The sequence below is a fragment of the Amycolatopsis sp. NPDC049159 genome, assembly GCF_040648295.1.
Classification (GTDB): Bacteria; Actinomycetota; Actinomycetes; order Mycobacteriales; family Pseudonocardiaceae; genus Amycolatopsis; species Amycolatopsis pretoriensis_A.
The window spans coordinates 209,981-232,592 of the sequence record NZ_JBEZDL010000002.1; the positions used below are offsets into that span (position 1 = coordinate 209,981).

General features: G+C 70.0%; 19 protein-coding genes. 12 read left to right on the forward strand and 7 right to left on the reverse strand.

What is annotated here, in order from left to right:
* The first annotated feature begins 76 nt into the window (after nt 1–76).
* Nucleotides 77–1,054, forward strand: a complete 978-nt coding sequence (locus AB0B33_RS04235; protein WP_360766653.1) for a neutral zinc metallopeptidase — start codon at nt 77–79, stop codon at nt 1,052–1,054.
* Here AB0B33_RS04235 and AB0B33_RS04240 read toward each other — a convergent pair.
* Nucleotides 1,047–1,619 (reverse strand): TIGR03086 family metal-binding protein, encoded by a 573-nt coding sequence (locus tag AB0B33_RS04240; RefSeq protein ID WP_360766656.1) that lies wholly within the window; start codon nt 1,617–1,619, stop codon nt 1,047–1,049. The two genes, AB0B33_RS04235 and AB0B33_RS04240, sit on opposite strands and share 8 nt — an antisense overlap.
* A gap of 83 nt (nt 1,620–1,702) precedes the next feature.
* Here AB0B33_RS04240 and AB0B33_RS04245 point away from each other — a divergent pair, with 83 nt between their 5' ends.
* The 4 genes from AB0B33_RS04245 to AB0B33_RS04260 all read left to right on the forward strand — a co-directional run bounded on the left by AB0B33_RS04245 (nt 1,703) and on the right by AB0B33_RS04260 (nt 7,528).
* A complete protein-coding gene (locus tag AB0B33_RS04245; protein ID WP_360766659.1) occupies nt 1,703–3,112 on the forward strand; it encodes a PLP-dependent aminotransferase family protein in 1,410 nt (469 codons plus the stop codon).
* On the forward strand, nt 3,109–3,555 hold the full coding sequence (locus AB0B33_RS04250) for a hypothetical protein (protein WP_086857934.1): 447 nt from the start codon (nt 3,109–3,111) through the stop codon (nt 3,553–3,555). The genes AB0B33_RS04245 and AB0B33_RS04250 overlap by 4 nt, the downstream gene beginning before the upstream one ends.
* A gap of 102 nt (nt 3,556–3,657) precedes the next feature.
* Complete coding sequence (locus AB0B33_RS04255) at nt 3,658–4,089, forward strand: CBS domain-containing protein (RefSeq protein WP_360766663.1); 432 nt, start codon at nt 3,658–3,660, stop codon at nt 4,087–4,089.
* Between the two features lie 919 nt (nt 4,090–5,008).
* Nucleotides 5,009–7,528 carry a TIR domain-containing protein gene (locus AB0B33_RS04260; protein WP_360766666.1) on the forward strand — a complete coding sequence of 840 codons (2,520 nt, stop codon included), beginning with the start codon at nt 5,009–5,011 and terminating at the stop codon, nt 7,526–7,528.
* Nucleotides 7,529–7,564: 36 nt separating this feature from the next.
* Here the strand turns inward: AB0B33_RS04260 and AB0B33_RS04265 are convergent, their stop codons facing one another.
* The gene (locus AB0B33_RS04265) at nt 7,565–9,121 is read right to left on the reverse strand and encodes a DUF4139 domain-containing protein (RefSeq protein ID WP_360766669.1); all 1,557 of its coding nucleotides are present in this window, start codon (nt 9,119–9,121) and stop codon (nt 7,565–7,567) included.
* An 84-nt stretch (nt 9,122–9,205) separates the two neighbouring features.
* Between AB0B33_RS04265 and AB0B33_RS04270 the strand changes: the two genes are divergently transcribed.
* Genes AB0B33_RS04270 through AB0B33_RS04280 form a run of 3 tightly spaced genes read left to right on the forward strand, consistent with a single transcriptional unit; the run spans nt 9,206 to nt 13,114 of the window.
* Nucleotides 9,206–11,005 carry a Xaa-Pro dipeptidyl-peptidase gene (locus AB0B33_RS04270; protein ID WP_360766672.1) on the forward strand — a complete coding sequence of 600 codons (1,800 nt, stop codon included), beginning with the start codon at nt 9,206–9,208 and terminating at the stop codon, nt 11,003–11,005.
* Nucleotides 11,005–11,667: a YdcF family protein gene (locus AB0B33_RS04275; protein WP_360766675.1), complete on the forward strand. Its 663-nt coding sequence runs from the start codon at nt 11,005–11,007 to the stop codon at nt 11,665–11,667. The genes AB0B33_RS04270 and AB0B33_RS04275 overlap by 1 nt, the downstream gene beginning before the upstream one ends.
* A 49-nt stretch (nt 11,668–11,716) precedes the next feature.
* A complete protein-coding gene (locus tag AB0B33_RS04280; protein ID WP_360766678.1) occupies nt 11,717–13,114 on the forward strand; it encodes an FAD-binding oxidoreductase in 1,398 nt (465 codons plus the stop codon).
* Nucleotide 13,115: 1 nt separating this feature from the next.
* On the opposite strand, the gene AB0B33_RS04285 is transcribed toward AB0B33_RS04280, so the two are convergent.
* Complete coding sequence (locus AB0B33_RS04285; RefSeq protein ID WP_247025223.1) at nt 13,116–13,757, reverse strand: response regulator transcription factor; 642 nt, start codon at nt 13,755–13,757, stop codon at nt 13,116–13,118.
* On the reverse strand, nt 13,754–14,869 hold the full coding sequence (locus AB0B33_RS04290) for a histidine kinase (protein WP_360766681.1): 1,116 nt from the start codon (nt 14,867–14,869) through the stop codon (nt 13,754–13,756). The genes AB0B33_RS04285 and AB0B33_RS04290 overlap by 4 nt, the downstream gene beginning before the upstream one ends.
* 94 nt (nt 14,870–14,963) lie before the next feature.
* Between AB0B33_RS04290 and AB0B33_RS04295 the strand changes: the two genes are divergently transcribed.
* A complete protein-coding gene (locus AB0B33_RS04295; protein ID WP_247012184.1) occupies nt 14,964–15,818 on the forward strand; it encodes a M23 family metallopeptidase in 855 nt (284 codons plus the stop codon).
* Nucleotides 15,819–15,976: 158 nt separating this feature from the next.
* Nucleotides 15,977–17,035 (forward strand): DUF4192 domain-containing protein, encoded by a 1,059-nt coding sequence (locus tag AB0B33_RS04300; protein WP_360766684.1) that lies wholly within the window; start codon nt 15,977–15,979, stop codon nt 17,033–17,035.
* Between the two features lie 220 nt (nt 17,036–17,255).
* On the opposite strand, the gene galE is transcribed toward AB0B33_RS04300, so the two are convergent.
* From galE to AB0B33_RS04315, 3 genes are all read right to left on the reverse strand, one after another.
* Complete coding sequence (galE, locus tag AB0B33_RS04305; RefSeq protein WP_360766687.1) at nt 17,256–18,245, reverse strand: UDP-glucose 4-epimerase GalE; 990 nt, start codon at nt 18,243–18,245, stop codon at nt 17,256–17,258.
* Between the two features lie 99 nt (nt 18,246–18,344).
* On the reverse strand, nt 18,345–19,529 hold the full coding sequence (galK, locus tag AB0B33_RS04310) for a galactokinase (RefSeq protein WP_360766690.1): 1,185 nt from the start codon (nt 19,527–19,529) through the stop codon (nt 18,345–18,347).
* Nucleotides 19,526–20,242, reverse strand: a complete 717-nt coding sequence (locus AB0B33_RS04315) for a metal-dependent transcriptional regulator (RefSeq protein ID WP_360766693.1) — start codon at nt 20,240–20,242, stop codon at nt 19,526–19,528. The genes galK and AB0B33_RS04315 overlap by 4 nt, the downstream gene beginning before the upstream one ends.
* A 212-nt stretch (nt 20,243–20,454) precedes the next feature.
* Here AB0B33_RS04315 and AB0B33_RS04320 point away from each other — a divergent pair, with 212 nt between their 5' ends.
* Entirely contained in the window at nt 20,455–21,300 is an 846-nt protein-coding gene (locus AB0B33_RS04320; RefSeq protein ID WP_360766696.1) for a sulfurtransferase, read from the forward strand.
* 142 nt (nt 21,301–21,442) lie between these two features.
* Entirely contained in the window at nt 21,443–22,612 is a 1,170-nt protein-coding gene (locus AB0B33_RS04325) for an acetoin utilization protein AcuC (protein WP_360766699.1), read from the forward strand.

Here is a 22,612-nt window from a genome sequence, read left to right on the forward strand (position 1 = left end):
CCGGGTGGCGTTTTCGTTTCGTGATCCCCGCCTCCCGGGTGGTCCGTATGCTGGTGCCACCGAGCAGGGGGAGATCGTGAACGACGCCGAGCCGTCACCGCCGGGGACGGTCCGGCCGTCCGAGCCCGCGTGGGTGCCGGAGCCGAACCCGTGGGCCCCGAACTGGGCCGCCGCGCCTCCCGTCCCCATCGCCCCGCCGCACAACCGGCTCTGGGGTGCCGTCGCCGGAGTCCTGATCGTCGTGCTGACGATCTCCCTGGTCGCGGCCACCATCCCGACGCGGGTGGATGGGCGTGCCTTCGCCGCGCAGGGTGCCGACACCGGCCGGGCCTTCGGCGGCACCGGCTCGACGGTGAAGTCCGTGCCGGAGCTGGCCCGCAACCCGCTGCTGTCTGACGGCATCACGCCCGGGCCGGCGACGTGCGCGCTGCCCGACCTCGGCCGGTCCGCCGACCAGCTCGAGGCGTACTACGGCAGGCTTGCCGACTGCCTGGCGGAGTCCTGGCGCCCGGCCCTGGAGAAGGCGAACGAGCCGAGGCTGATCGTCACGGTCTCGGTGAAGCTGCCCGAGCACAGCGCGTGCGGCGACGCGCCGACCGAGAACGAAGCCGTCGCCTACTACTGCGGCGGCGACACCACCATCTACGCGCCGACCGACTGGATGCTGGCGGACGCCGGGCTCAACAAGGCCCGGCACATCGCGACCATCGCCCACGAATACGGCCACCACGTGCAGCGCGAGAGCGGCATCCTGTCGGCGGCGGCGGACAAGATGACGTCGCCGAACGAGGACAGCGCGGCCGACAAGGAGGTCGTGCGCCGGATCGAGCTGCAGGCCAACTGCTTCGGCGCGCTCTTCCTGGCAGCCGTCGCCGGTACCGGCTCGATCAGCCGGTCGCTGGCGAACGCCGCCGTCGCCGACTACGGCCGGGCCAACGACAGTGACACCCACGGCTCCCGCAAGCACCAGCTTTCCTGGGCGAAGGCGGGCTACGACGGCAAGACGACGAAGGCGTGCGACACCTGGAGCGCCCCGGTCGCCGAGGTCAGCTGACCGTCCAGGCGGGATCGCGGCCGAGCAGGGCCAGGAACCGGTCCAGTTCGCTCGCGTCCGCGGGGACCTCGACGCTGCGGGCGAACGAGTTGTTCTTCTCGCGGCCTTCGTCCGGGATCCGCTCGGCCAGCTTGAGGGCGAGGTGCACGGCTTCGGCGTCCGGCTCGTAGGGCAGGCCGAGCGTGCGGGCCAGGTCCCAGCCGTGCGCGACGGTGTCGACCAGGTGCATGTGGGCGGCGATCGGGCCGGGGAACGTGCCGAAGTGGTTGATCGTGAGCTGCCGCTCGAGCACGGCGTCGTCGGCGAAGGCGTCGAGGAAGTCGTCGACGGAGGCCGCGTACGCGCCTTGGGCGTCGTCGCCGAGCTCGCCGGCGTCCCAGTCCGGCGCCGAGCCTTCACGGGCGGCCGTCGCGAAGGCGTGGTTCTCGCTGACCTGGTGGCGGAGCAGGTCGGCCAGCGTCCAGCCCGCGCACGGCGTGGGGCGGGCGAGGTCGGCGGGCGTCACGGTCGCGACGATCTTGTCGAGGACGAGCAGGGCGCGGCGGTCGAGTTCGCGGAGATCCATGCCTCGCACGCTAGGCGGGCCAGCGGACCACGGACAGTGCCAAATCCGTGGCACCTGTGGTGGGCCAATCTAGACTGGTGCCGGTGGAGATCCACATCGACCTGACCGGCACGCGCGGGCACCGCGACGCGATCTACCGGCAGCTCCGCGCGGCGATCCTGGCCGGCCGGATCCGGCCGGGGGAGGCGCTGCCGCCGACCCGCGAGCTCGCCCAGCGGCTGGCGGTGTCCCGGACGACGGTCAGCGCGGCCTACGACCGGCTCACCGCCGAGGGCTTCCTGGCCGGCCGCGTCGGCGCCGGCACGTTCGTCACGGCGTCCGCGGCGGCGCGCCCGGAGCCCTCACCGGTGTCCGGCGTGCGGCCGCTGCCGGAGTGGGACGCCGTCCCGCCGCCCCCGGCGCCGTTCGCCCCGGCGCCGGAGTTCGACTTCCGGCCCGGCGTCCCCGACCTGACCCGGTTCCCGTTCGACACCTGGCGCCGCCTGGTCACGCAGCGGCTGCGCGCCGGCCAGGCCGACCTGATGACCTACGGCGACCCGCAGGGGCTGGCGTCGCTGCGCACCGAGATCGCGCGGCACGTGGCGGTGTCGCGGGACGTGCGGGCGAGCGCGGCGCAGGTCGTCGTCACCGCGGGCGCGCAGCAGACGACCGACCTGGTCGCGCGCGTGCTGCTGCGCACCGGTGACCTCGCCGCCGTCGAGGACCCCGGTTATCCGCCGCCGCGGCTGGTGCTCGCCGCGCGGGGGATCCGGGTCGCGCCGGTGCCGGTGGACGCGTCCGGCATCGTCGTCAGCGCGATCCCGGCCGGGACGCGGCTGGTGTACGTGACGCCGTCGCACCAGTACCCGCTGGGGCTGTCGATGTCGCTGGACCGGCGGCTCGAGCTGCTCGACTGGGCCGAGCGGAACGACGCGGTGCTCGTCGAGGACGACTACGACACCGAGTTCCGCTACACCGGGCGCCCGCTGGAACCGTTGCACAGCCTCGATTCCCGCGGCCGGGTCGTGTACGTCGGCTCGTTCTCGAAGGTGCTTTCGCCCGCGCTGCGGCTGGGTTTCCTCATCGCGCCGCCGTCGCTCGTGCCCGCGTTGGTCAAGGCCCGGTACCTGACCGACTGGCACGCGCCGAACGTCGAACAGGCGGCGCTGGCGGCGTTCATGGCCGAGGGCGGCTTCGCCCGGCACGTCCGGCGGATGCGGAAGGTGTACCGCGAGCGGCACGAGCTGCTGTCCCGGTCACTGGCATCGTTCGCGGACTTCCTGACGCCGTTGCCGTCGTCGGCGGGCCTGCACCTGAGCGCGGTGGCGCCGTCGGATTGCGGTCCGCTGGTCCGCGCGGCCCGACGGCACGGCGTACGGCTGTACTCGTTGGGGGACTTCGGGGTGGGGGAGCGGCGGCACGGGCTGGTGTTCGGTTACGGTGCGGTCGCGGCCGAGCGGATCGAGCCGGGACTGGCCCGGCTGCGGGCACTGGCGGACGGGGGAGCGGCATGACCGACGACGTGATGGTGGCGATCGACGCCGGTCTGCGGCAGCACATCGGCGGCGACCGCGCCGGCGCGTACGCGACGTTCACGGCGTTGTGGGACTCGATCGGCCCGGACGGCGACCCGCTGCACCGCGTCGCACTGGCCCACCACATGGCCGACGTCTGCGACGACCCGGCCGAAGAGCTCGAGTGGGACCTGCGCGCGCTGGCGGCGGCGGATTCCCTGACCGACTCGCGGGCCCAGGAGTACCACGCGTCCCTGGCGGTGCGCGGGTTCTACCCGTCGCTGCACCTCAACCTGGGCGAGGACTACCGCAAACTGGGTGACCTGGCGGCCGCCCGCGAGCAGTTGGCCCTGGCCCGGGCCCGCCTCGACGCCCTCTGCGACGACGATTACGCGGCCGGAATCCGCTCGGCACTGGACGGCCTGGCCGAACGCCTCGGCTGAATCGGTTCGAATACCACGAACACGCCCCGTTTGCCGGACTTTCGCCCGGTGCCGGTGGCACCTACCCTGTGGTGATCCAGCTCACCGACGGGAAGGATCGCCATGCGGATTGCGGATCTGCTGCGCACGAAGGGGACCGCGGTCGCGACGGTCACCCCGGAAACCACGGTGACCACACTGCTGACCGCCCTGGCCGAACACAACGTCGGCGCGATGGTGGTCGTCGCCCCCGACGGCTCGATCGCGGGCATCGTCTCGGAGCGCGACGTGGTCCGCCGCCTGAACGAGCGAGGCCCGGCCCTGCTGGACGGCCAGGTGTCGGAGATCATGACGAAGCTGGTGGCGAGCTGCTCCCCGGACGACTCGGTGGACCAGCTGTCGGTCCTGATGACGGAACGCCGCATCCGCCACGTACCGGTCCTGGCGGACGGCCGCCTGGCGGGGATCGTGTCCATCGGGGACGTGGTGAAGAACCGGATGGAGCAGCTGGAGCAGAGCCAGGAACAGCTACAGGCGTACATCGCCCAGGGGTAGAGGTCGTGTCGGTGCCACGGCGGGAGCACCAGTGGGCAGTCCTGCCGTGGCACATCTCTCTTCTCCCGCTGAATTACTTCTCGTCACCGAGCCGCGTTAATGCCGGGCAGAGCAATTTGTAAAGCTAAGTGTCGTTTCTTGAGGACTTACGAACATCTGAAGCACGGTTAGGGCGAGGGAGTCGAAGGGTTTACTTCCTCGCTTGATATGGATGCTAGAGCCCTGATCTACCGAAGTTTTTGTCGTCCGTCCGGTGCGACGTCGAACGGTTCCTGCGTTTGTTCGACCACGGTCCAGTGGACTGGCGGTACTCCTGGCTCGTGTCCGACTATTGCTCAGGCTCAATCCGGCCGATCCGTGATTCATCGAGTTTGCGTTTAGAGAATCCAGTAAGCGATCGAGTAGCCGTGTTGCGTTGCGGGCTGGCGAATCACCTTCGTCGACCTGGAACGAGACGACCAGATCACCCGGCGCCTTTTCAGGCTTCCCCTGGTGTGTCAGCTGGCCGGAGCGCTTGACTGGCCTGGCGCTGGCTGCGCGGATGCGCTGCCTGCCGCCGGGCGAACCTGTCATCGCTGCCGTCAGCCTCCGGCCGCGCCGAGTTGCGGGATAGCTCCGAGGAGAGGCCATCTTGTGGTGCCGGACTTTTCAGTGATCGATCTCTGACTAAATCGGAGTCGAGTTGGTTATTTTCTTCTTAACTCAACTTTTGGGCCGCGAGTTGGCGGCGGTCGCGTGGGCGTGGTGGTGAAGGTGACCGGATTGAGACAACCTATTCCGTAACGTGTAGCCGTGCTGGCAACGACTCTAAAATTATCAGCGACAAGCTGGGTGCGAGAACTTGTTTAGAGGGAATAGACGCGGCACCTTCGGCCTGCTCGCTGATTTTGTACGAAGTCTTGATGAGAGGTGAATTCGAATGCAGCGCGCCTTCCTGTGTCACTCGTCTGATGACAAAGAGTATGTCCAGGTCGTAGCGAGTAAACTTACCCGTGCGCGCGTGGTTTTCGATGAATTTTCTTTTCAGGCAGGCCAGGATTTTCGTGAAGAGATCAGGCATCACCTGTCTGACGGTAACTTGTTTGTGTTCATTGCCTCGCGGCGATCGTTGGAATCATCTTGGTGCAAGTTTGAGTTGGATGAAGCTGAGCTTCAGCGTATGAGTGGCGGAATAGCTGGACAAATCACGCTGATTGTTGACCAAGATGTCTCGTTCAAGGAGCTTCCGAATTGGTTGAGTCGGTCGCGGGCATTGATTCAGCCTCGCCCGTCGCAGGCTGCTCGGGACATCGAATTCGGATTAATTGCTACGCAGTCGCTGGATGATCGTCGGCCGCTGGTTGGTCGCGAGCTGGAACTCAAGCAAATTCGTGAGGAAATACTACAATTCGGAAGCGTGGTCCCTCGAATTCTTCTTGCTCGAGGTCTTCCTGGGGTTGGGCGGAGGTCGCTGCTGGAACGTGCAACCTTTGATAATCTGGATCTTCGGTTCGGTCCTTACTTCGAAGTCGACCGCAATCAGCGACTAGAGGATCTGTATCTTTTCTTGGTCGACGAGACGGGTGACCTTGAGACTCGTCGGCGTATGGCAGAAGCACTTGCTGCCTTTCGTGAGCTCGAGCAGTCATCGCAATCGAAAGAAATATGTAATAAGATAGATATTCTCTGCGACAACCGCTCGGTTCCTACGTTGATCGATGCGGGCGGTCTGCTCAATGATGAGGGCGCTTATCAGGTGCAGTGGCAGGCTGTCATCGAAGAATTTTCAACTCGTAAATCTGACAGATATATCGGATTGATTCACCGTCGGCGACCCTATATTCATCGTGAACTCGATCAGCATGTACTGATTGTAGACGTTTCGCCACTGGATCCGCCGAGTACTGAAACTTTACTGCGTCAAATTTTCAAGCGCTCGGATACTGAGTTCAATTCGGGCGAAGTGAAGGAGTTGGCTGAGTATGTCGCAGGCTATCCGCCGGCTGCATATGCGGCGGATGCGCTGGCGCGCAGGTACGGCTTAGATCACCTGTTGGTTGATAAGACTGAACTGGTCGATTTCAAGGCGAAGACATTCCAGAGATTTGTGCATGAGCTTCAACTGTCCGATATTCAGTGGACTCTTCTGCGTTTTCTTGGAAATGAGCGACCGCTCACGCTTAATGCTTTGAGGTCGGCTCTCGGCTGGTCGGATGAGGAGCTTTCAGAAACTCTGAAGTCGCTCATAGATTTATCTCTTATAAATATCAGGGATCGAGCGTACTTCGTTTCTTCGCCGATCAAGGAGTCAATATTTCGTGTGCATGGATTTCTTGGCACTGACTTCTATAGGGATGTCGCTAACAGGATGACCGAAGAGTATTGGAAGCCGGGAGCTCTTGCTCCTCCTCTTGCTGTAATTGACGCGACGCTTCATGCTGTTGCGATGGCTGATATTGCTGAGCCGACTGAAGTTTCGTCGCTCGTTCGTGTTTCCACCGTCGAGCAGGCGGCGGGTGAATATTACAATCGTGCAGACTACGAGAAGGCGCTGCAGTATGCAACGCGTTGCCAAGATATGCATGAGGGTGACAACAGGAATATTCGTGAGCTGCGTTATAAGTGCTTGGTTCGACTTGAGAAATGGACTGACGCTGAAGAGCAGCTTCGAGAAATCGAAGCATCCGCAGACCGTCGATATTGGTTCCTGAAGGGCTTTGGGTTGCGTCGTCGCGGCTTGGTTGGCGATGCGGAGAAATCGTTCAATACTGCCCTCAAGGTCGGCGACAGAAGTATTTCCGTTTTCCGTGAGCTGGCCTTCTGTCAGTACGCCGGCGGGCGGTATGGTGAGGCGAGGAAATCTTGCCTGACCGCGTTGGGGCGGGATAATGGGAACGCATTCTTGCTGGATCTCCTGGTCAAGATAAACCTTGCAATGGAAGACTTTGTCGCTGCATCGGATGCGCTGAAGAGGCTGGAAAGCGTCGACGTGTTGCGCAAGTTTATTTACCATCGGCGTGCAAGTTACTTTGCCAAAAGGAAAAACTACGACGCTGCTTTGCATGAGCTCAATCAGGCGATTGAGGGAAGTTCTGGTCTGTTTGAAGCGTATGCAATGAAAGTTGGTGTACTGATTAACGCGGAGAAGTATCCTGAGGCCGAAGACGCTATGAGGGCGCTTTTGGAGCGTTTTCCGCATGAGCGGCACGATGTGAAGATCGGGTTGCAGGTTAAGAGTCTTGCGAGGCAAGGAAGTTGGCAGGAGGCTTACATTGTGTGGCATAAGCTGCATGCCAAAGATCTTCCGGTGCATCAAGCCTTGCTGAAGTCAATTCTGCTGATCAAGTCGGAAGATCCAGCGCTAACTATTGACCAGCGAAACCATGCAAAGGATCAAGCTAGATTGATAGCCTCGGACTTGGCTGTCGTGAATGACATTCTCAATGAGCTTCTGGGCTGAATCAACTCAGCACCAACGCGCTGGAGGGAGTGAATGTCATTCTCGCCACCCCGACAACTCCACCCCCTTCGCCACATCCACCCGGTAAGCCAGCTTCACCTCACCGGTCTCCCCAGCCCCCAGCGTCAGCTTCCACGTGAACTCGCCCAGCGCCGAAGTCTCCACCGGCTCCGGCGAAGTCTTCACGTCCTTCACCGTCACCGCGTCGTCCCGGGAAACCGGTGCCTGGTCCAGCACCGTCACCACGGCCTCCCGGGGCCCGTGGTTCGCCACCGAAATCCGGTACTCCACCTCACGCCGCTTCTGCCCGCCGATGACCGCCTTCGACGCGGAACGCCGCACCAGTTCCCGTTCCACCCGGATCCGGTCGTCGACCCCCAGAGCCAGCTCCAGCTCCTCCCCGGGAGCCCACGCTTCCAACGACGTCGTCCCCACGAACTCCGCCTCGTGGAACACCGAAGCCCGCCCCGGCCGCAGGGCGAGCGAAGAAGAATTGACCACGACAGCCCGCAGGTAAGCCTCCTCGGCCAGCACCGGCGCCGTCACGTAACCCAAAACCGCCGTGAGCGAAAGCGAAGCCAACGTCGTCCGGTGCCCCTGGGCTCCCGAAGGCACCGCCACCGGACGTGAAGGCCGGTACGTCACCGCCGTCGTCCCCTGCTCGACCGAAGCCAGCTTCGGTGCCATCGCGGGAGCAGCCATCGCGAACCGGGCCATCCGCGCGCCTTCCGGAATCCCGCCGCCCGAACCCCCGTAAGCCGCGGCCGGAGCCGCCGGCACCGGGTGGACGCGGTCCAGGTACCACGGCGAAAGCTCCGGCACCACCACCGAAACCGCGGGCCGCGCGGTCGACAAAGCGAGTTCGCACTCCGGCCAGTCCTCGCCCGTGTACTGGCTGACCAGCCCGTACGACACCACGGTCACGTCGGTCCCGCGCACCCGGATGTCGTACCCCGGCTCCCAGCTCGCCCCGGGGACCACATAGGACAGTTCCAGCTCCGCCGATCCGGCCGGATCCGAGATCTCCAGCTCCACCACCACCGAAGTACTGTCCTCTTCGGACTGTGCGCTGTGCTCGCCGATCCGCCGGTCCAGCGCCTCGAGGTCCTCGCGCAGGCGGGTGATCCGATCCGACAGCACCCGGCGGGACTTCAGCGCCGCGGCCAGCCGCGAGCTCAGCGCGTCCGTCACCTCACCCACCCGCGCGGGCTCCGCCGTCCCGGCCGCCAGCGCCTTCGCGAAGCTGCCTCCGCTCCGCTTCGCCAGCGAAGTCAGCAGATCCACCTTCATCGCTTCGGCCGCTTCGTCGTCCACGACGCCGTCGAGCGTCGCCTGGTCCGCGCGCCGCTGCTCGACGAGCGCGCGCAACGCCGCGTCGGCCGGCGAAGCGTGCCGCTCGGTCCGCACGTCCACCCCGGTGATCAGCGCCGGGCCCGTGCCGGTGACGCGCACCGAAGCCGGGTCGAGGGCCAGGGGCAGGCCCGCGAACGTCAGGCGCGGCCCGCCGTCCAGCGGCGCTTTCCCCCGGCGGGTGATGCGGGCCTGCTGCGGGTAGACGGTCACGGCGGCGATCGGAGCTTCCACGGTCGGCATGCCTCCGACGTTAGTCTCTTGACACCCCGGAGGCCGGGACGGAAGTGTCGGACCTCGTCCGCTTCGCCCGGCTTGGGGGTTTGTGTGAAAGCCGCAGTCGTGCTCGCCGCCGTCCTCGCACTGCCGCTGACCGCGGTCGCCGCGGAAGCCGCCGATCCACCCGCGCCGGTGTTCTCCGGCGGCCAGGCGCAACCGGTGTTCAACCCGGCCGACGTCGTGCGCGAAGACGTCTGGGTGACCGCGCCGGTCGACAGCGACCACGACGGCGCCGACGACCTCGTGCACGCCCAGGTCGTCCGGCCGCGCGCCACGCAGCAGGGGATGAAGGTCCCCGTCGTCTACCAGGCCAGCCCGTACTACGCCGGCGGCAACGACGTCGCGAACCACAACGTCGACGTCGAGCTGTACGCGCCGGGGTACGCCCGCGGTCCGGAAGGCCCGCGCGTCGCCGCGCACGGGGTCGGCCCCGCCACCCCGATCACCTGGCGCTACCAGGACTACTTCACCGCGCGCGGCTTCGCCGTCGTCTACGGCGAATCGCTCGGCAGCGGCCTCTCGACCGGCTGCCCGACCACCGGCGACGTCAACGAGACGATCGGCGCGCGCTCGGTCGTCGACTGGCTCAACGGCCGCGCGGAAGCGAAGGACGCGAACGGCGCCGCGGCGAAGGCCGACTGGAGCACCGGCAAGACCGGCATGATGGGCGTGTCCTACAACGGGACGCTGCCCAACGCCGTCGCGAGCACCGGCGTCGAGGGCCTGGAGACGATCGTCCCGATCGCCGCGATCTCCAGCTGGTACCAGTACTACCGCAACGACGGCGCCGTCGTTGCGGCCGGCGGCTACCAGGGCGAGGACGCCGACGTGCTCGCCGAGTACGTCCACACCCGCGCCGACCGGCAGGTCTGCCGCCCGGTGATCGACGCGCTGACCCGCGACCAGGACCGCGTGACCGGCGACTACACGCCGTTCTGGGACGTCCGCAACTACCGCAACGACGTCGGACGAGTGCACGCGTCGGTGCTCGCGGTGCACGGCCTCAACGACTGGAACGTCAAGACCGACCAGGTCGCCGAGTGGTACGAAGCGCTCAAGGCGCACGGCGTCGAGCACAAGATCTGGCTGCACCAGTCCGGCCACGCCGACCCGTACTCGCTGCGGCGCGACGTCTGGCTCGCCACGCTCAACAAGTGGATGTCGCACTACCTCTACGGCGTCGGCAACGGCATCCAGGACGAGCCGAAGGCGACCATCCAGCGCGAAGACCTCTCGTGGACCGACGAAGCCGACTGGCCGGCGCCGGGCACCGCCGACGTCCGCGTCTACCCGTGGCCGGGCGGCCGGTCGAAGGGCGCCATCGACACGCGCAACCCGGTGCCGGGCAAGGCGGCCGTCGAAACCCTCGCCGACGACTCCTCGAAGACGATCGAGCAGCTGGCCGGCGCGGCTTCGTCCGGGAACCGCCTGCTGTACGCGACTTCGGCGGCGAAGCAGTCCGTACGGCTCTCCGGCACCGCCCGCGCCGACCTCGCGCTGGCCTTCGACCGGCCCGCGGCGAACGTCTCCGCGATCCTGCTCGACCGCGCCCCCGACGGCACGTCGCACGTGATCAGCCGCGGCTGGACCGACCCGCAGAACCGCACGTCGCCGTCCCGCACCGAGCCGATCACGCCCGGGCAGACCTACCGGATCGGCGTCGAGCTGATGCCGAAGGACTACGTCCTCGCCGCCGGCCACCGGCTCGAGTTCCTGCTCGCCTCCAGCGACCACGACTACACGCTGCGGCCGAAGCCGGGCGCGGGGCTGGCGCTCGACCTGACGAGGACGTCGGTGACGCTCCCGGTGACGGGCGGCAAGCCGGCGCTGCGAGCCGCGTTCGGCTGATGCTGCCGGAGCACCTCCGCGCCGACGTCGCGACGCTGTGGGAGTACCACGACCTGCGGCACGAGCCGCGCCGCTCCGACGTCGGCGTCGGGCTCGGCAGCCGGGACCCCGGCGTCGCCGTGCACACGGCGGAGCTGTTCCACGCCGGCCGGTTCCCGCTGGTCGTGTTCACCGGGGCGAACGCGCCGACGACGATCGAGCGCTTCCCGCGCGGTGAAGCGGTGCACTACCGCGACATCGCGCTGGAACTCGGCGTCCCGGACGACGTGATCCTGGTGGAGCCAGAGGCCCGCAACACCGGCGACAACATCGCGTTCACCCGCCGGCTGCTGGCCGGGCGGGAGATCCGGTCGGTGACGCTGGTGACGCGGCCGTACCAGCAGCGCCGGGCCTACGCGACGGCGAAGCGGCTCTGGCCGGGCGTCGACTTCGTGTGTGCGTCGAAGGCGGCTTCGTTCGAGGACCACGTGAGCGGGGAAGAGGACGTCGAGCGCGTGATCAGCATGCTCGTCGGCGAGACCCAGCGGGTCACCGAGTACGCCGTGCGGGGCTTCGCGATCCCGCAGCACGTCCCGGCCGGCGTCGAGCGGGCGTCCGGCCGGCTGGCCGAAGCCGGGTTCACCCAGCGCCTCCTCCGCCGCCCCGGTGATCACTCAATGTAACGATCATCGCAGGTCAGGCGACTCAAGGGCACCTGCGAGAGGAGCCGCCATGACCTCGACCGCCGACCCCACCCTGGAGAGCTTGCGCGCCCGCCTGTCCGGCACGGTGCTCACCGACGGTGAACCCGGCTACGACGTCGCCCGTTCGGTCTGGAACGGCGAGATCGACCGCCGGCCCGCGGTCGTGGTGCGCCCCGCCGGGGCCGCGGACGTGGTGGCGGCGCTCGCGTACGCGGGCGAAGCGGCGCTCGACGTCTCGGTGCGCGGCGGCGGGCACAACTACGGGGGAGCCGCGGTCGTGGACGGCGGCCTCTGCCTCGACCTGAGCTCGCTCGACGCGATCACCGTCGACCCGGCCGCCCGGACCGCCCGCGTCGGCGGCGGGGCGACGTGGGCGCAGCTCGACGCCGCGACGCAGGAGCACGCGCTCGCGGTGCCCGGTGGCACGATCAGCCACACCGGTGTCGGCGGCCTCACCCTCGGCGGCGGTTTCGGCTGGCTCACCGGCAAGCACGGGCTCTCCTGCGACAACTTGCTCTCGGCGGAGGTCGTCACCGCCGACGGCGAGGTCCTGCGCGCGTCCGCCGACGAGCACCCGGACCTGTTCTGGGCACTGCGCGGGGGCGGCGGCAACTTCGGCGTCGTCACCGAGTTCGAGTTCCGGCTGCACCCGGTCGGCCCGATCGTCCACCTGGGCCTGTTCTTCTGGGGGCTCGAGGACGGCACCGCCGCACTGCAGCAGTCCCGGGCGGTGCTCGAGACGCTGCCCGGGGAAATGGGCGCGCTCGTCGCCGGGCTCAACGCGCCGCCCGCGCCGTTCGTGCCCGAGGCCCACCACTTACGGCCCGGCTACGCCCTGCTGATCGCCGGGTTCGCGGGGGAGGAGCAGCACGCCGAGGCGATCCGGGCCGCGCGGTCGGGGCCGGCTCCGCTGTTCGAGTTCGTCTCGCCGATCCCGTACGTCGAGCTGCAGCGGATGCTCGACGACGCCGCGCCGTGGGGCATCCTCGGCTACGAAAAGGCCACCTACGCCGACGGGTTCACCGACGAGGTCATCGAGGTGATCGCGGACTTCCTGCCGCGCAAGGCGTCGCCGATGTCCATCATGCCGATCTTCTCGATGCGCGGGGCCTTCACCGAGGTCGCGGCCGACGCGACGGCCTTCGGCGGCCCGCGCCGGGAAAGCATCCTGATCAACATCGACTCGCTCGCGGCCGAACCGGGACCGTTCGCCGTGGACCGCGCGTGGGTGCGCGAGTTCTGGACGGCACTGGTACCGCACTCGTCCAACCCGGCCGGCTACGTCAACTTCATGGCCGAGTACGAAGAGGACCGCGTCCGGACGTCGTACGGGCCGGCGAAGTACGCGCGGCTCGCCCGGATCAAGGCGCGGTACGACCCGCGCAACGTGTTCCACCACAACGCGAACATCCCGCCCGCGACGTGAGTCAGCCGGCGATCCCGGCCCGGTAGGCGAAGGCGACGGCCTGCGCGCGGTCGCGCAGGCCCGCCTTGGCGAACAAGTGGTTCACGTGGGTCTTCACGGTCGCTTCGCTCACCACCAGGGTGCGCGCGATCTCGGTGTTCGACAGCCCGGCCGCGATCAGCCGCAGCACCTCGATCTCGCGCGCGGTCAGGCCTTCGACCGCCTTGACGCGCTGGGGTGCGCCGCGAGTGGCGGCTTCGACGAGCCGTCGCTGCAGCTCGCCGTCCACTGTGGACTGCCCGGCGGCCGCCGAACGCAGGGCCCTGGCGATGGCCTCGGCGTCGGCATCCTTGGTGAGGAACCCGCGGGCGCCGGCGCGCAACGCGGCCAGCAGTGACTCGTCGTCGGCGTACGTGGTCAGCACGACGACCTCGGTCCCGGGGTGCTCGGCGCGGATCCGTTCGGTCGTCTCCACCCCGTCGCAGCGCGGCATCCGCAGGTCCACCAGCACGACGTCGGGGTGGTGCTCGGCGACCAGGTCGAGCGCGGCGAGCCCGTCGGCGGCGGCGCCGACCACCTCGACGCCGGGCAGCAGCCCGAGCAGCGTGACCAGGCCTTCCCGGACCACGGCCTGGTCGTCGGCCAGCACGACGCGCAGCGTCACGCCGGCACCGTCAGGCGAATCCGCCATCCGTCCTCCCCCGGCCCGCTCTCGACGTGCCCGTCGAGCAGCGCGACCCGTTCGCTCATCCCGCGCAAACCGTAGCCTGCCGCGGGCGCGGCCGGCGGCCGCCTGCCCTGCCGGTCGGCCACCGTCAGCCGCACCGAACCGGTCGCGTAGTCCAGCGTGACCTCGACGTCGGCGTGCGCCGCGTGCTTGCGGGTGTTGGCCAGCGCCTCCTGCACCGCGCGCACCAGCGCGGTGCCGACCGCCGGGTCGAGCTCGCGCGGCTCACCGCCGACCTCGAGGTCCGCGCGCGCCCCGCTGTCCAGCCGGTACGCGGCCAGCAGGTCCGCGATCGCGCGTTCCACCGGCACAGCGTCCTCGCGCAGCGCGGCCACGGCCTGCCGCGCTTCGGCGAGCCCGTCCGCCGCCAGCTGCTGGGCCCGTTCGAGCTGCGCGACGGCGTCCGGGCTCGCCCCGTCGCGCAGCAGCATCAGCCGCGCACCCTGCAGGTTGAGCGAGAGCCCGGCCAGCGAGTGCGCGAGGACGTCGTGCAGCTCGCGGGCGATGCGGGCGCGTTCGGCCAGCGCGGCCGCGCGGGCGTGCTCCTCGTTGGCCGTCTGCGCGCGGGCCAGTGCCAGCTCGGTCTGCTCGATGCGGGCCAGCCGGGTGCGCCGGTTCAGCCCCATCAGCACGATCACGGCGAGGACCGCGTACGTCGACAGGGCGCTTTCCCATTGGTCCTGGCGGAGCACCCAGACCGTGGTGATCAGCCCGGCGTTCAGCGCGACCGCCAGCACGATCGGCACCGGGGCCTGCCGCAGCACCACGAAGAACGTCGTGCCGAACAGCGCGACCGACGCCCAGCTGCCCGGCAGGACCACCCAGAGCGCGCCCGCGGACGCGATCACGGCGAGCGCGAGGACCGCCGACGGCGTCCGGGCGCCGAGGTCCTGGACCCACGGCATCGGGATCGACAAGGCGAGGGTGATCCCGATCAGCACCCAGGCGAGTGCGTCCGCGCGGGGCATCGCGGTGACCATCGGCACCGCGATGAGTGCCCAGCGCAGCCAGCCCTGCGCCGAAGGGAACGTGACTCGTCGGGGCGTCATGCCGGGTGTCCTCCGCGGGTGCTTGTACGGAAAATGTACCGACGCGGGCTTCCCTTGGTGCGGTCAAACGTCCCGTTCGTCAGGAGGTTCCCCCATGTCCAGGTTGCGACGGCTCGCCGTGCTCGCCGCCGCCGCGGCGCTGCCCGCGCTCGGCCTCACCCTCGCCGGCCAGGCGACCGCCTCGGCCGCGCCGAACTTCCAGGTGCCGTTCAAGTGCGGGGTCACCGTGACCGCCGCGACGTTCAGCGGCCACAGCCCGGCGTACTCCGTCGACTTCCAGAAGTCGGGCATCACCGGCATGCCGGTGCTCGCGTCGGTCGGCGGCACGGTGACGCGCGTGGCGGACGAGGGCAGCACCAGCTACGGCAAGTGGATCGAGCTGGACCACGGCGGCGGCTGGCGGACCCGGTACGCGCACCTGTCGGCCCAGGAGGTCTCGGTCGGGCAGTCGGTCGCCGGCGGCAAGGAGATCGGCAAGGCGGGCGCGACCGGCGGGGTCACCGGGCCGCACCTGCACTTCGAGGAGCGGCTCGACGGCGTGGTGCAGAAGGCGAAGCTGAACGGCGTCGCCGTGCCGTACTACGGGCACACCGACTTCACGAGCAAGAACGGCTGCGGCGGCAACCCGTACTCCGCCGAAGAGGTCTGCGGCTCGGGCTTTTCGGTCATCGACAAGCAGGGTCTGGCGAACTCCTCGGGCACGGCGTACCTGCTGTACAACGCCTCCACCAAGGCGAACTGCGTGACGACGCTGAAGGCGACGTCGCTCGGCACGGCCAGCCCGGTCTCGGCGTTCCTCGAGGTCCAGGGCTCGGCCCGGACGACCGACTCCGGCAGCTTCACCTACTACGCGGGGCCGGTGAAGAAGACGGCCGGCTCCACCTGCGTGAAGTGGGGCGGTTCGGTCGGCAGCAACACCTACGAAAGCGGCTTCGAGCACTGCGGGTGACCCGTGCCGGTCGGTGGGGCCGGGCAGCATAGCCCGCCCCACCGACAGGAACGCTCCATCCGGCCGTCCCCGGGCCCGATCCGTCCACATCGGCCCCGGCCATCCACAGATTTGCCGCCGGCGCCCCAAGCGGCCCCGTCCTGCCCCACCGTGGAGGCATGACCACCGCCACCACGGCCGGCCGGCTGCCGGTCGACCTCCGAGACCCCGCGCTGCTGCTGGCCGCGCTCCCGTACCTGATCGGCTTCCGCCCCGCGAGGTCCGTCGTCCTGCTCGGCCACCGAGCCCCCGAGGGCGACCGCGCCGGCCTGATCCTGCGCGCCGGCATCCCGCGCCGGGAGGACCGCGCCCGCCAGGCCCAGGCGCTCGCACCGCTGCTCGCGGCGGGCTGCCACACGGGCGTGACCGTGGCGATCGTCGGTGGCCGGCGAAGATCCGGCAGCCCGCCGCCGCACGCGGGTCTCGTCAAGCACCTGGCGAAAGCGCTGGGCGAGTACGGCCTCCCGATCCTGCACGCGATGTGGACGACGGGCATCACCACGAACGCGCAGTGGGCCTGTTACGAGGAGGACGAGCTCTGCGGCGGCCGGCTCCCGGACCCCCGCGCGACGGTGGTCGCGGCCGCCGCCACCGAGCGTGGCCAGGTGGTGTTCGACAGCCGCGCCGAGATGGCGGCGCTGCTCGACCCGCGGTGCCCGGAGACGATCGCCCGCCGCGCCGACCTGCTGGCCCGGCTGCCCGAGCCCGGCGGCTTCGACGCGGCGTCGGAGATCCGGGCCGCGTTCGACCGCCTGCGCCGGGGCGAAGGTCCGCCGAGCGACGAGGAAGCCGTCCTGCTGGCGAACGCACTGACGATCCCGGAGATCCGCGACGAGTGCCTCGGCATGGCCGTGCCGCCCGAGAGCTCGGCGGCGCGGGAAGCGGAGCGCCTGTGGCTCACGCTGGTCCGCGAGCTCCCGGCCCCGGAACGCGCGCAACCGGCGGCACTCCTGGGCTACACGGCCTACCTGCGCGGCGACGGCACCTTCGCGGGCATGGCACTGGAGAACGCGCTGGAAGCGGACCCTGGCCACGTCCTGGCGGACCTGCTGCTGCGGGTCCTGAGCCGCGGCATGCCCCCGGAACAGCTGCTGGGCCTGGCGGAGCACGCCGACCCGGGCGGAACGGCCGGCTTCGGGCTGATCACGCCGGACGCCGAACCGAGCCAGGCCGGGTGAGGCGCGACTGTCGCGAAAGGACGGGCCGGCGGGCTCAGCCCTGTGCGCTTCCGCTTCCTGCCGAGTTCTTCCCGTGCCCGGTCACTGGCCGCCACCAGTACAGCCGGGTCGCCGCGCGGTGCGGGCCACCACGGCATGGTCGGCTTCGGCTGATCACGCCGGACGCCGAACCGAGCCAGGCCGGGTGAGGCGTGACCGTCGCGAAAGGACGGTGGCCGGCTCAGCCCTGGCTGGCGCGCCGGGCCTGGGTGAACTCCCAGGCGTCGCGCACGATCCCGGTCAGCTCGATCCGTTCCGGCTTCCACCCGAGCTCTTCCCGGGCCCGGTCACTGGCCGCCACGAGCACCGACGGGTCGCCCGCGCGGCGCGGGGCGACCACGGCCGGCACCGCGTGGCCGGTGACCTCGCGGCAGGCCTCGATCACCTCGAGGACGGAGAACCCGGTGCCGTTGCCCAGGTTGTAGATGCGGTGCTCGCCCGCGGTCGCGTGCTTCAGCGCCAGGAGGTGCGCGTCCGCGAGGTCGACGACGTGGATGTAGTCGCGCACCGCGGTGTGGTCCGGCGTCGGGTAGTCGTCGCCGAAGATCGAGATGTGCTCACGGTCGCCGGTGGCGACCTGCAGGACGAGGGGGATGAGATGGGTTTCCGTGGCGTGGCGCTCACCGAAGGCGCCGTACGCGCCGGCGACGTTGAAGTAGCGCAGGCTCACCGCGGCCAGGCCGTGCGCGGTGGCGAAGCTGGTGATCGCCGCGTCGATGGCGAGCTTCGTGGCGCCGTAGGTGTTGGTCGGCCGGGTCGGCGCCGACTCCGGGATCGGCGACTGCTCCGGCTCGCCGTAGGTCGCCGCGGTCGAGGAGAACACCAGCCGGGGCGTGCCGTGCTCCTGCATGGCCTCGAGCAGCCGCAGCGACGTGACGACGTTGCCTTCCCAGTACTTCGCCGGCTCCGCCATCGACTCGCCGACCAGCGACTTCGCCGCGAAGTGCAGCACGCCGTCGAAGCCCTCGCGCAGCAGGCTGCCCGCCACCTCGGCGGCGTCGCCCTCGATGAACCGCGCGTCCGGGTGGACCGCGTCGGCGTGCCCGGTGGACAGGTCGTCGACCACGGTGACCTGGTGCCCGGCCTCGACCAGCCGGGCCGCGCAGACACTGCCGACGTACCCCGCTCCGCCCGTCACGACCAGCTTCAGGGCGTTACTCTGCTCCGACACGTCCAGGCCTTTCTGCCGAGGGTGGTGATGCGCTTCAGTCTTCCCCCTCGGCGACGCGCGGGTCCGTCCGGGGGTTGCCCCGGACGGACCCGCGCGGCCTCAGACCTCGTCGCGGCCGGCGCCCCGCGAGGGCACCGCGGTGAACATCCGCGGGCGCCGGTAGCCGGCCTTCTCGTACGCCGCTTCGACGGCCGCCTTGACCCCGTCCAGGTCGGCGTCGCGGACCAGCGCGATCGCCGAACCGCCGAAGCCGCCGCCGGTCATCCGCGAGCCGAGGGCGCCGGCTTCCCGCGCCGAGTCGACCGCGAGGTCCAGCTCGGCCGTGGAGATCCGGTAGTCGTCGCGCATGCTGACGTGCGAGGCGTCCAGGTACGGCCCGATCTCGGCCAGCCGGCCGGCGCGCAGCAGCTCGACGGTCTCGAGCACGCGCTGGTTTTCGGTGACGACGTGGCGCACCAGCGGCACGAGGTCGTCCGGCAGCCGGTCGAGCGCCTCGGCGAGGCCCTCGACGGTGACGTCGCGCAACGCCTTGACCCCGAGCAGCCCGGCCGCCCGCTCGGTGCCGCGCCGGCGCTCGCCGTAGCCGCCTTCGGCGTGCGAGTGCTTGGTGCGGGTGTCGATGATCAGCACCTGCAGCCCGGCCTCGGCCAGGCCGAACGGCACCTGCTCCTGCTCGCCCGAACGCACGTCGAGGAACAGCACGTGCGACTCGGTGCAGCAGAGGGACGCCGTCTGGTCGAGCAGGCCGGTCGGCGCGCCGACGAAGTCGTTTTCCGAACGCTGGACCCAGCGCGCGACCTGGGGCCGCGCCGGGATGCCGTCACCGGTGCCGTCGAGCTCCAGGCCGGCCAGGCCCAGCAACGCCAGCGACACCGCGCACTCGAGCGCGTGGGAGGAGGACAACCCCGCCCCGGACGGTACGTCCCCGGCGATGACCAGGTCGGCGCCGGCGGTGAAGCCCTGGTCGCGCAGCACCCAGGCGACGCCGGCCGGGTACGCGGCCCACCCGTCGACCGTGCCCGGCGCCAGGTCGGCGATCTTGAGCTCGCCCGAGCGCTGGATCTGGCCGTCGTCGCCGAGGGTGGCCACGGACAGGACGCCGTCTTCCCGTGGCGACGCGGCCGCGGCCAGCCGGTGCGGCAGCGCGAACGGCAGCACGAAGCCGTCGTTGTAGTCGGTGTGCTCGCCGATCAGGTTGACCCGGCCGGGCGCCGACCAGACGCCCGCGGGCACGGTGCCGTGGACCGTGCGGAACGCCGCCACGGCCTCCGAAGCGGGGCTCACCTGGCCTGGGCCAGGACGGCGTGCAGCGCGGACGTCGCGACCTGGGCGGTGGTGTCCCCGCCGGTGACCTCGATGGTGCCGCCGTTGGCCTTGCCGATGGTGACCGTGCCGCCCGGCACGATGCCGACGGACTTGAGCTCGGTCATCAGCGACTCGTCCAGCTGGACGTGCTCGGCGATGCGCCGGATCTCGACGCGGCCGCCGCCCGTGCGGGCGAACTCGTCGAGCCGGACCAGGTCGGCCTCCGCGGGCGGCGCGGGGTCGCCGTCGCCCAGCTTGTCCAGGCCCGGGATCGGGTTGCCGTACGGGGAGGTGGTCGGGTGGTCGAGCAGCTTGACCAGCTTGCGCTCGACGGCTTCGCTCATCACGTGCTCCCACCGGCACGCCTCGTTGTGCACGTGCTCCCACTCGAGCCCGATCACGTCGACGAGGAGGCGCTCGGCCAGGCGGTGCTTGCGCATGACGGCGATGGCCAGTTCACGGCCGTGGTCGGTCAGCTGGAGGTGCCGGTCGTCGGCGACCACGACCAGCCCGTCGCGCTCCATCCGGGCGACGGTCTGGCTGACGGTCGGGCCGCTCTGCTGCAAGCGCTCGGCGATGCGGGCGCGCAGCGGAACGACTCCCTCTTCTTCGAGCTCGTAGATCGTACGCAAGTACATCTCGGTGGTGTCGATGAGATCGTTCACGCTGTCCCCTTCGTCCGCGTCGCTCATCGTAGTCGTTGGCACCGACAGCGGCGGCGGGCCTGGTGGATACGGTGCCGTCGGTTACCGATCCGACGCGGTCACGGCGGAAACCGTCGGCTCGCGCGGATCGATGGCGGGCCGTGTCCGACTGCTTCCGGCCGGATCGGCACCACCCCGCCGGTGGGGGAGATGTCCGCACCCCGGCGCGGCCGGGCGCCGGGCCGCTGCAAGATGGGAGCATGCGTCCGCTGATCAGCACCACCGACCTCGCCGCCGCGCTGGCGGGCCCGGCCGCCGGGCGGCCCGTCGTCCTCGACGTCCGCTGGCGCCTCGCCGGCCCGCCTGCCGCCGAGTCCTACGCGGCGGGCCACGTACCCGGTGCGGTGTTCGTCGACCTCGACCGGGTCCTCGCCGCCGAGCCGGGCGAAGGCGGCCGCCACCCGCTGCCCGCCCCCGCCGACCTGCAGCGCGACCTGCGCGCGGCCGGCGTCCGGGCGGGTCACCCGGTGGTGGCCTACGACGACGCGGACGGCTCCGTGGCGGCCCGTGCGTGGTGGCTGCTGCGCTGGGCAGGCCATGAAGAGGTGGCGGTCCTCGACGGCGGTTACGCGGCGTGGTCGGCCGAGGACCACCCGGTCAGTACCGAAGAGGCACACCCGGAACCGGGCGACCTCACGGTCCGCCCGGGCGCGATGCCGGTCCTCGACGCGGACGAGGCAGCGGCCCTGGCCCGCGACGGCCTCCTCCTCGACGCCCGCGCCGCCCCGCGCTACGCCGGCGAGACGGAACCGGTGGACCCCCGGGCGGGCCACATCCCGGGCGCGGTGAACGCCCCGTTCGCCGGCCACATCGCGGCCGACGGCCGCTGGCACACCCCGGCGGACCTGGCCGCCCGCTTCACGGACCTGGGCCTGCGCCCGGGCGAGCCGGTGGCCGCGTACTGCGGCTCAGGAGTGACGGCGAGTTCGGTGGTACTGGCCCTGGAACTGGCCGGCCACCCCGGCGCGGGCCTGTACGCGGGTTCCTGGTCCCACTGGTCCCGCAACCCCGACCGCCCCGCGGCGACCGGCCCCCTGCCCGGCTGAGCACCCGGGATCGAGCGCGTCCCGGCCCGGCCGGCCGGGCCGGGACGTGGCTGTCCGCGGGCCACCCGCCGACCGCGGCGCGGCCCACATCCGGCCCTTTCGGGTCCACACAGTCCCCCGAACGGCACTACAGTCGGACACTATGTCGCCGGCCGTCGTTTGGGACTCCGCCCTTCTCGGTTATGACCTGGGTGCGGATCACCCGTTCAACCCCGTCCGGCTGGAGCTCACGGTCCGGCTGGCCACCGAACTCGGCGTGCTCGACGACGTCCCGCTCCTCGTCCCGACCGGCGCCGGCGACGAAGAACTCCTCCGGATCCACGCGCCCGAATACCTCGCCGCCGTGCGGGACGCACCGCTCGTCGGTTGGGACGTCGGGCACGGGCTCGGCACCTCGGACAACCCCGTCTTCCCCGACATGCACGACGCCTCCGCGCTCGTCGTCGGGTCCACGCTGCTCGCCGCCCGCAAGATCGCCGAAGGCGAAGCCACCCGCGCGGTCAACATCGCCGGCGGCCTGCACCACGCGATGCGCGACCGGGCGGCCGGGTTCTGCGTCTACAACGACTGCGCCGTCGCCATCTCCTGGCTGCTCGACCACGGCTTCGAGCGGATCGCCTACATCGACACCGACGTCCACCACGGCGACGGCGTCCAGACCGCCTTCTACGACGACCCGCGCGTCCTCACGATCTCGCTGCACCAGCACCCCTTCACGCTCTGGCCGGGCACCGGCTACTCCGCCGAGACCGGCCGCGGGAAGGCCGACGGGACGGCCGTCAACATCCCGTTGCCGCCGCGGACGCGGGATCCCGGGTGGCTGCGAGCGTTCAACGCCGTCGTCCCGTCGCTGCTCGCCGACTTCGAACCGCAGCTGCTGTTCACCCAGTGCGGTGTCGACTCGCACGAAGAAGACCCGCTCGCCGACCTCTCGCTGTCCGTCGACGGGCACCGCACCATCTACGCCACTCTCCGCGACCTCGCCGAGACCTACGCCGGCGGCAAGTGGATCGCCGTCGGGGGCGGGGGCTACCAGCTGATCCGCGTGGTCCCGCGATCGTGGACGCACCTGATCGCCACCGTCCTGAACCGGGACGTCGACCCGGCGACGCCGCTGCCGCCCGGCTGGAAGACCACCGTCGGCAAGGCCGCGCCGCAGGCCGAACTCCCCAGCACGATGACCGACGACCGCGACACGGAGTTCAAGCCGTGGGGCGACGGTGAAGACGACCCGGTCGACATCGCCGTCCGGGACACCCGCCGCGCCGTCTTCCCCCTGCACGGCCTCGACCCGGACGATCCGAGGGACTGA

What these genes read in the sequence shown, in the direction of transcription:
- AB0B33_RS04275 (WP_360766675.1), top strand. Translation starts at nt 11,005, where the DNA reads ATGCTGCCGGAGCACCTCCGCGCCGACGTCGCGACGCTGTGGGAGTAC.
- AB0B33_RS04255 (WP_360766663.1), top strand. Translation starts at nt 3,658, where the DNA reads ATGCGGATTGCGGATCTGCTGCGCACGAAGGGGACCGCGGTCGCGACG.
- AB0B33_RS04325 (WP_360766699.1), top strand. Translation starts at nt 21,443, where the DNA reads ATGTCGCCGGCCGTCGTTTGGGACTCCGCCCTTCTCGGTTATGACCTG.
- AB0B33_RS04280 (WP_360766678.1), top strand. Translation starts at nt 11,717, where the DNA reads ATGACCTCGACCGCCGACCCCACCCTGGAGAGCTTGCGCGCCCGCCTG.
- AB0B33_RS04300 (WP_360766684.1), top strand. Translation starts at nt 15,977, where the DNA reads ATGACCACCGCCACCACGGCCGGCCGGCTGCCGGTCGACCTCCGAGAC.
- AB0B33_RS04295 (WP_247012184.1), top strand. Translation starts at nt 14,964, where the DNA reads ATGTCCAGGTTGCGACGGCTCGCCGTGCTCGCCGCCGCCGCGGCGCTG.
- AB0B33_RS04320 (WP_360766696.1), top strand. Translation starts at nt 20,455, where the DNA reads ATGCGTCCGCTGATCAGCACCACCGACCTCGCCGCCGCGCTGGCGGGC.
- AB0B33_RS04265 (WP_360766669.1), bottom strand. Translation starts at nt 9,121, where the DNA reads ATGCCGACCGTGGAAGCTCCGATCGCCGCCGTGACCGTCTACCCGCAG.
- AB0B33_RS04315 (WP_360766693.1), bottom strand. Translation starts at nt 20,242, where the DNA reads ATGAGCGACGCGGACGAAGGGGACAGCGTGAACGATCTCATCGACACC.
- AB0B33_RS04290 (WP_360766681.1), bottom strand. Translation starts at nt 14,869, where the DNA reads ATGACGCCCCGACGAGTCACGTTCCCTTCGGCGCAGGGCTGGCTGCGC.
- AB0B33_RS04240 (WP_360766656.1), bottom strand. Translation starts at nt 1,619, where the DNA reads ATGGATCTCCGCGAACTCGACCGCCGCGCCCTGCTCGTCCTCGACAAG.
- AB0B33_RS04250 (WP_086857934.1), top strand. Translation starts at nt 3,109, where the DNA reads ATGACCGACGACGTGATGGTGGCGATCGACGCCGGTCTGCGGCAGCAC.
- AB0B33_RS04260 (WP_360766666.1), top strand. Translation starts at nt 5,009, where the DNA reads ATGCAGCGCGCCTTCCTGTGTCACTCGTCTGATGACAAAGAGTATGTC.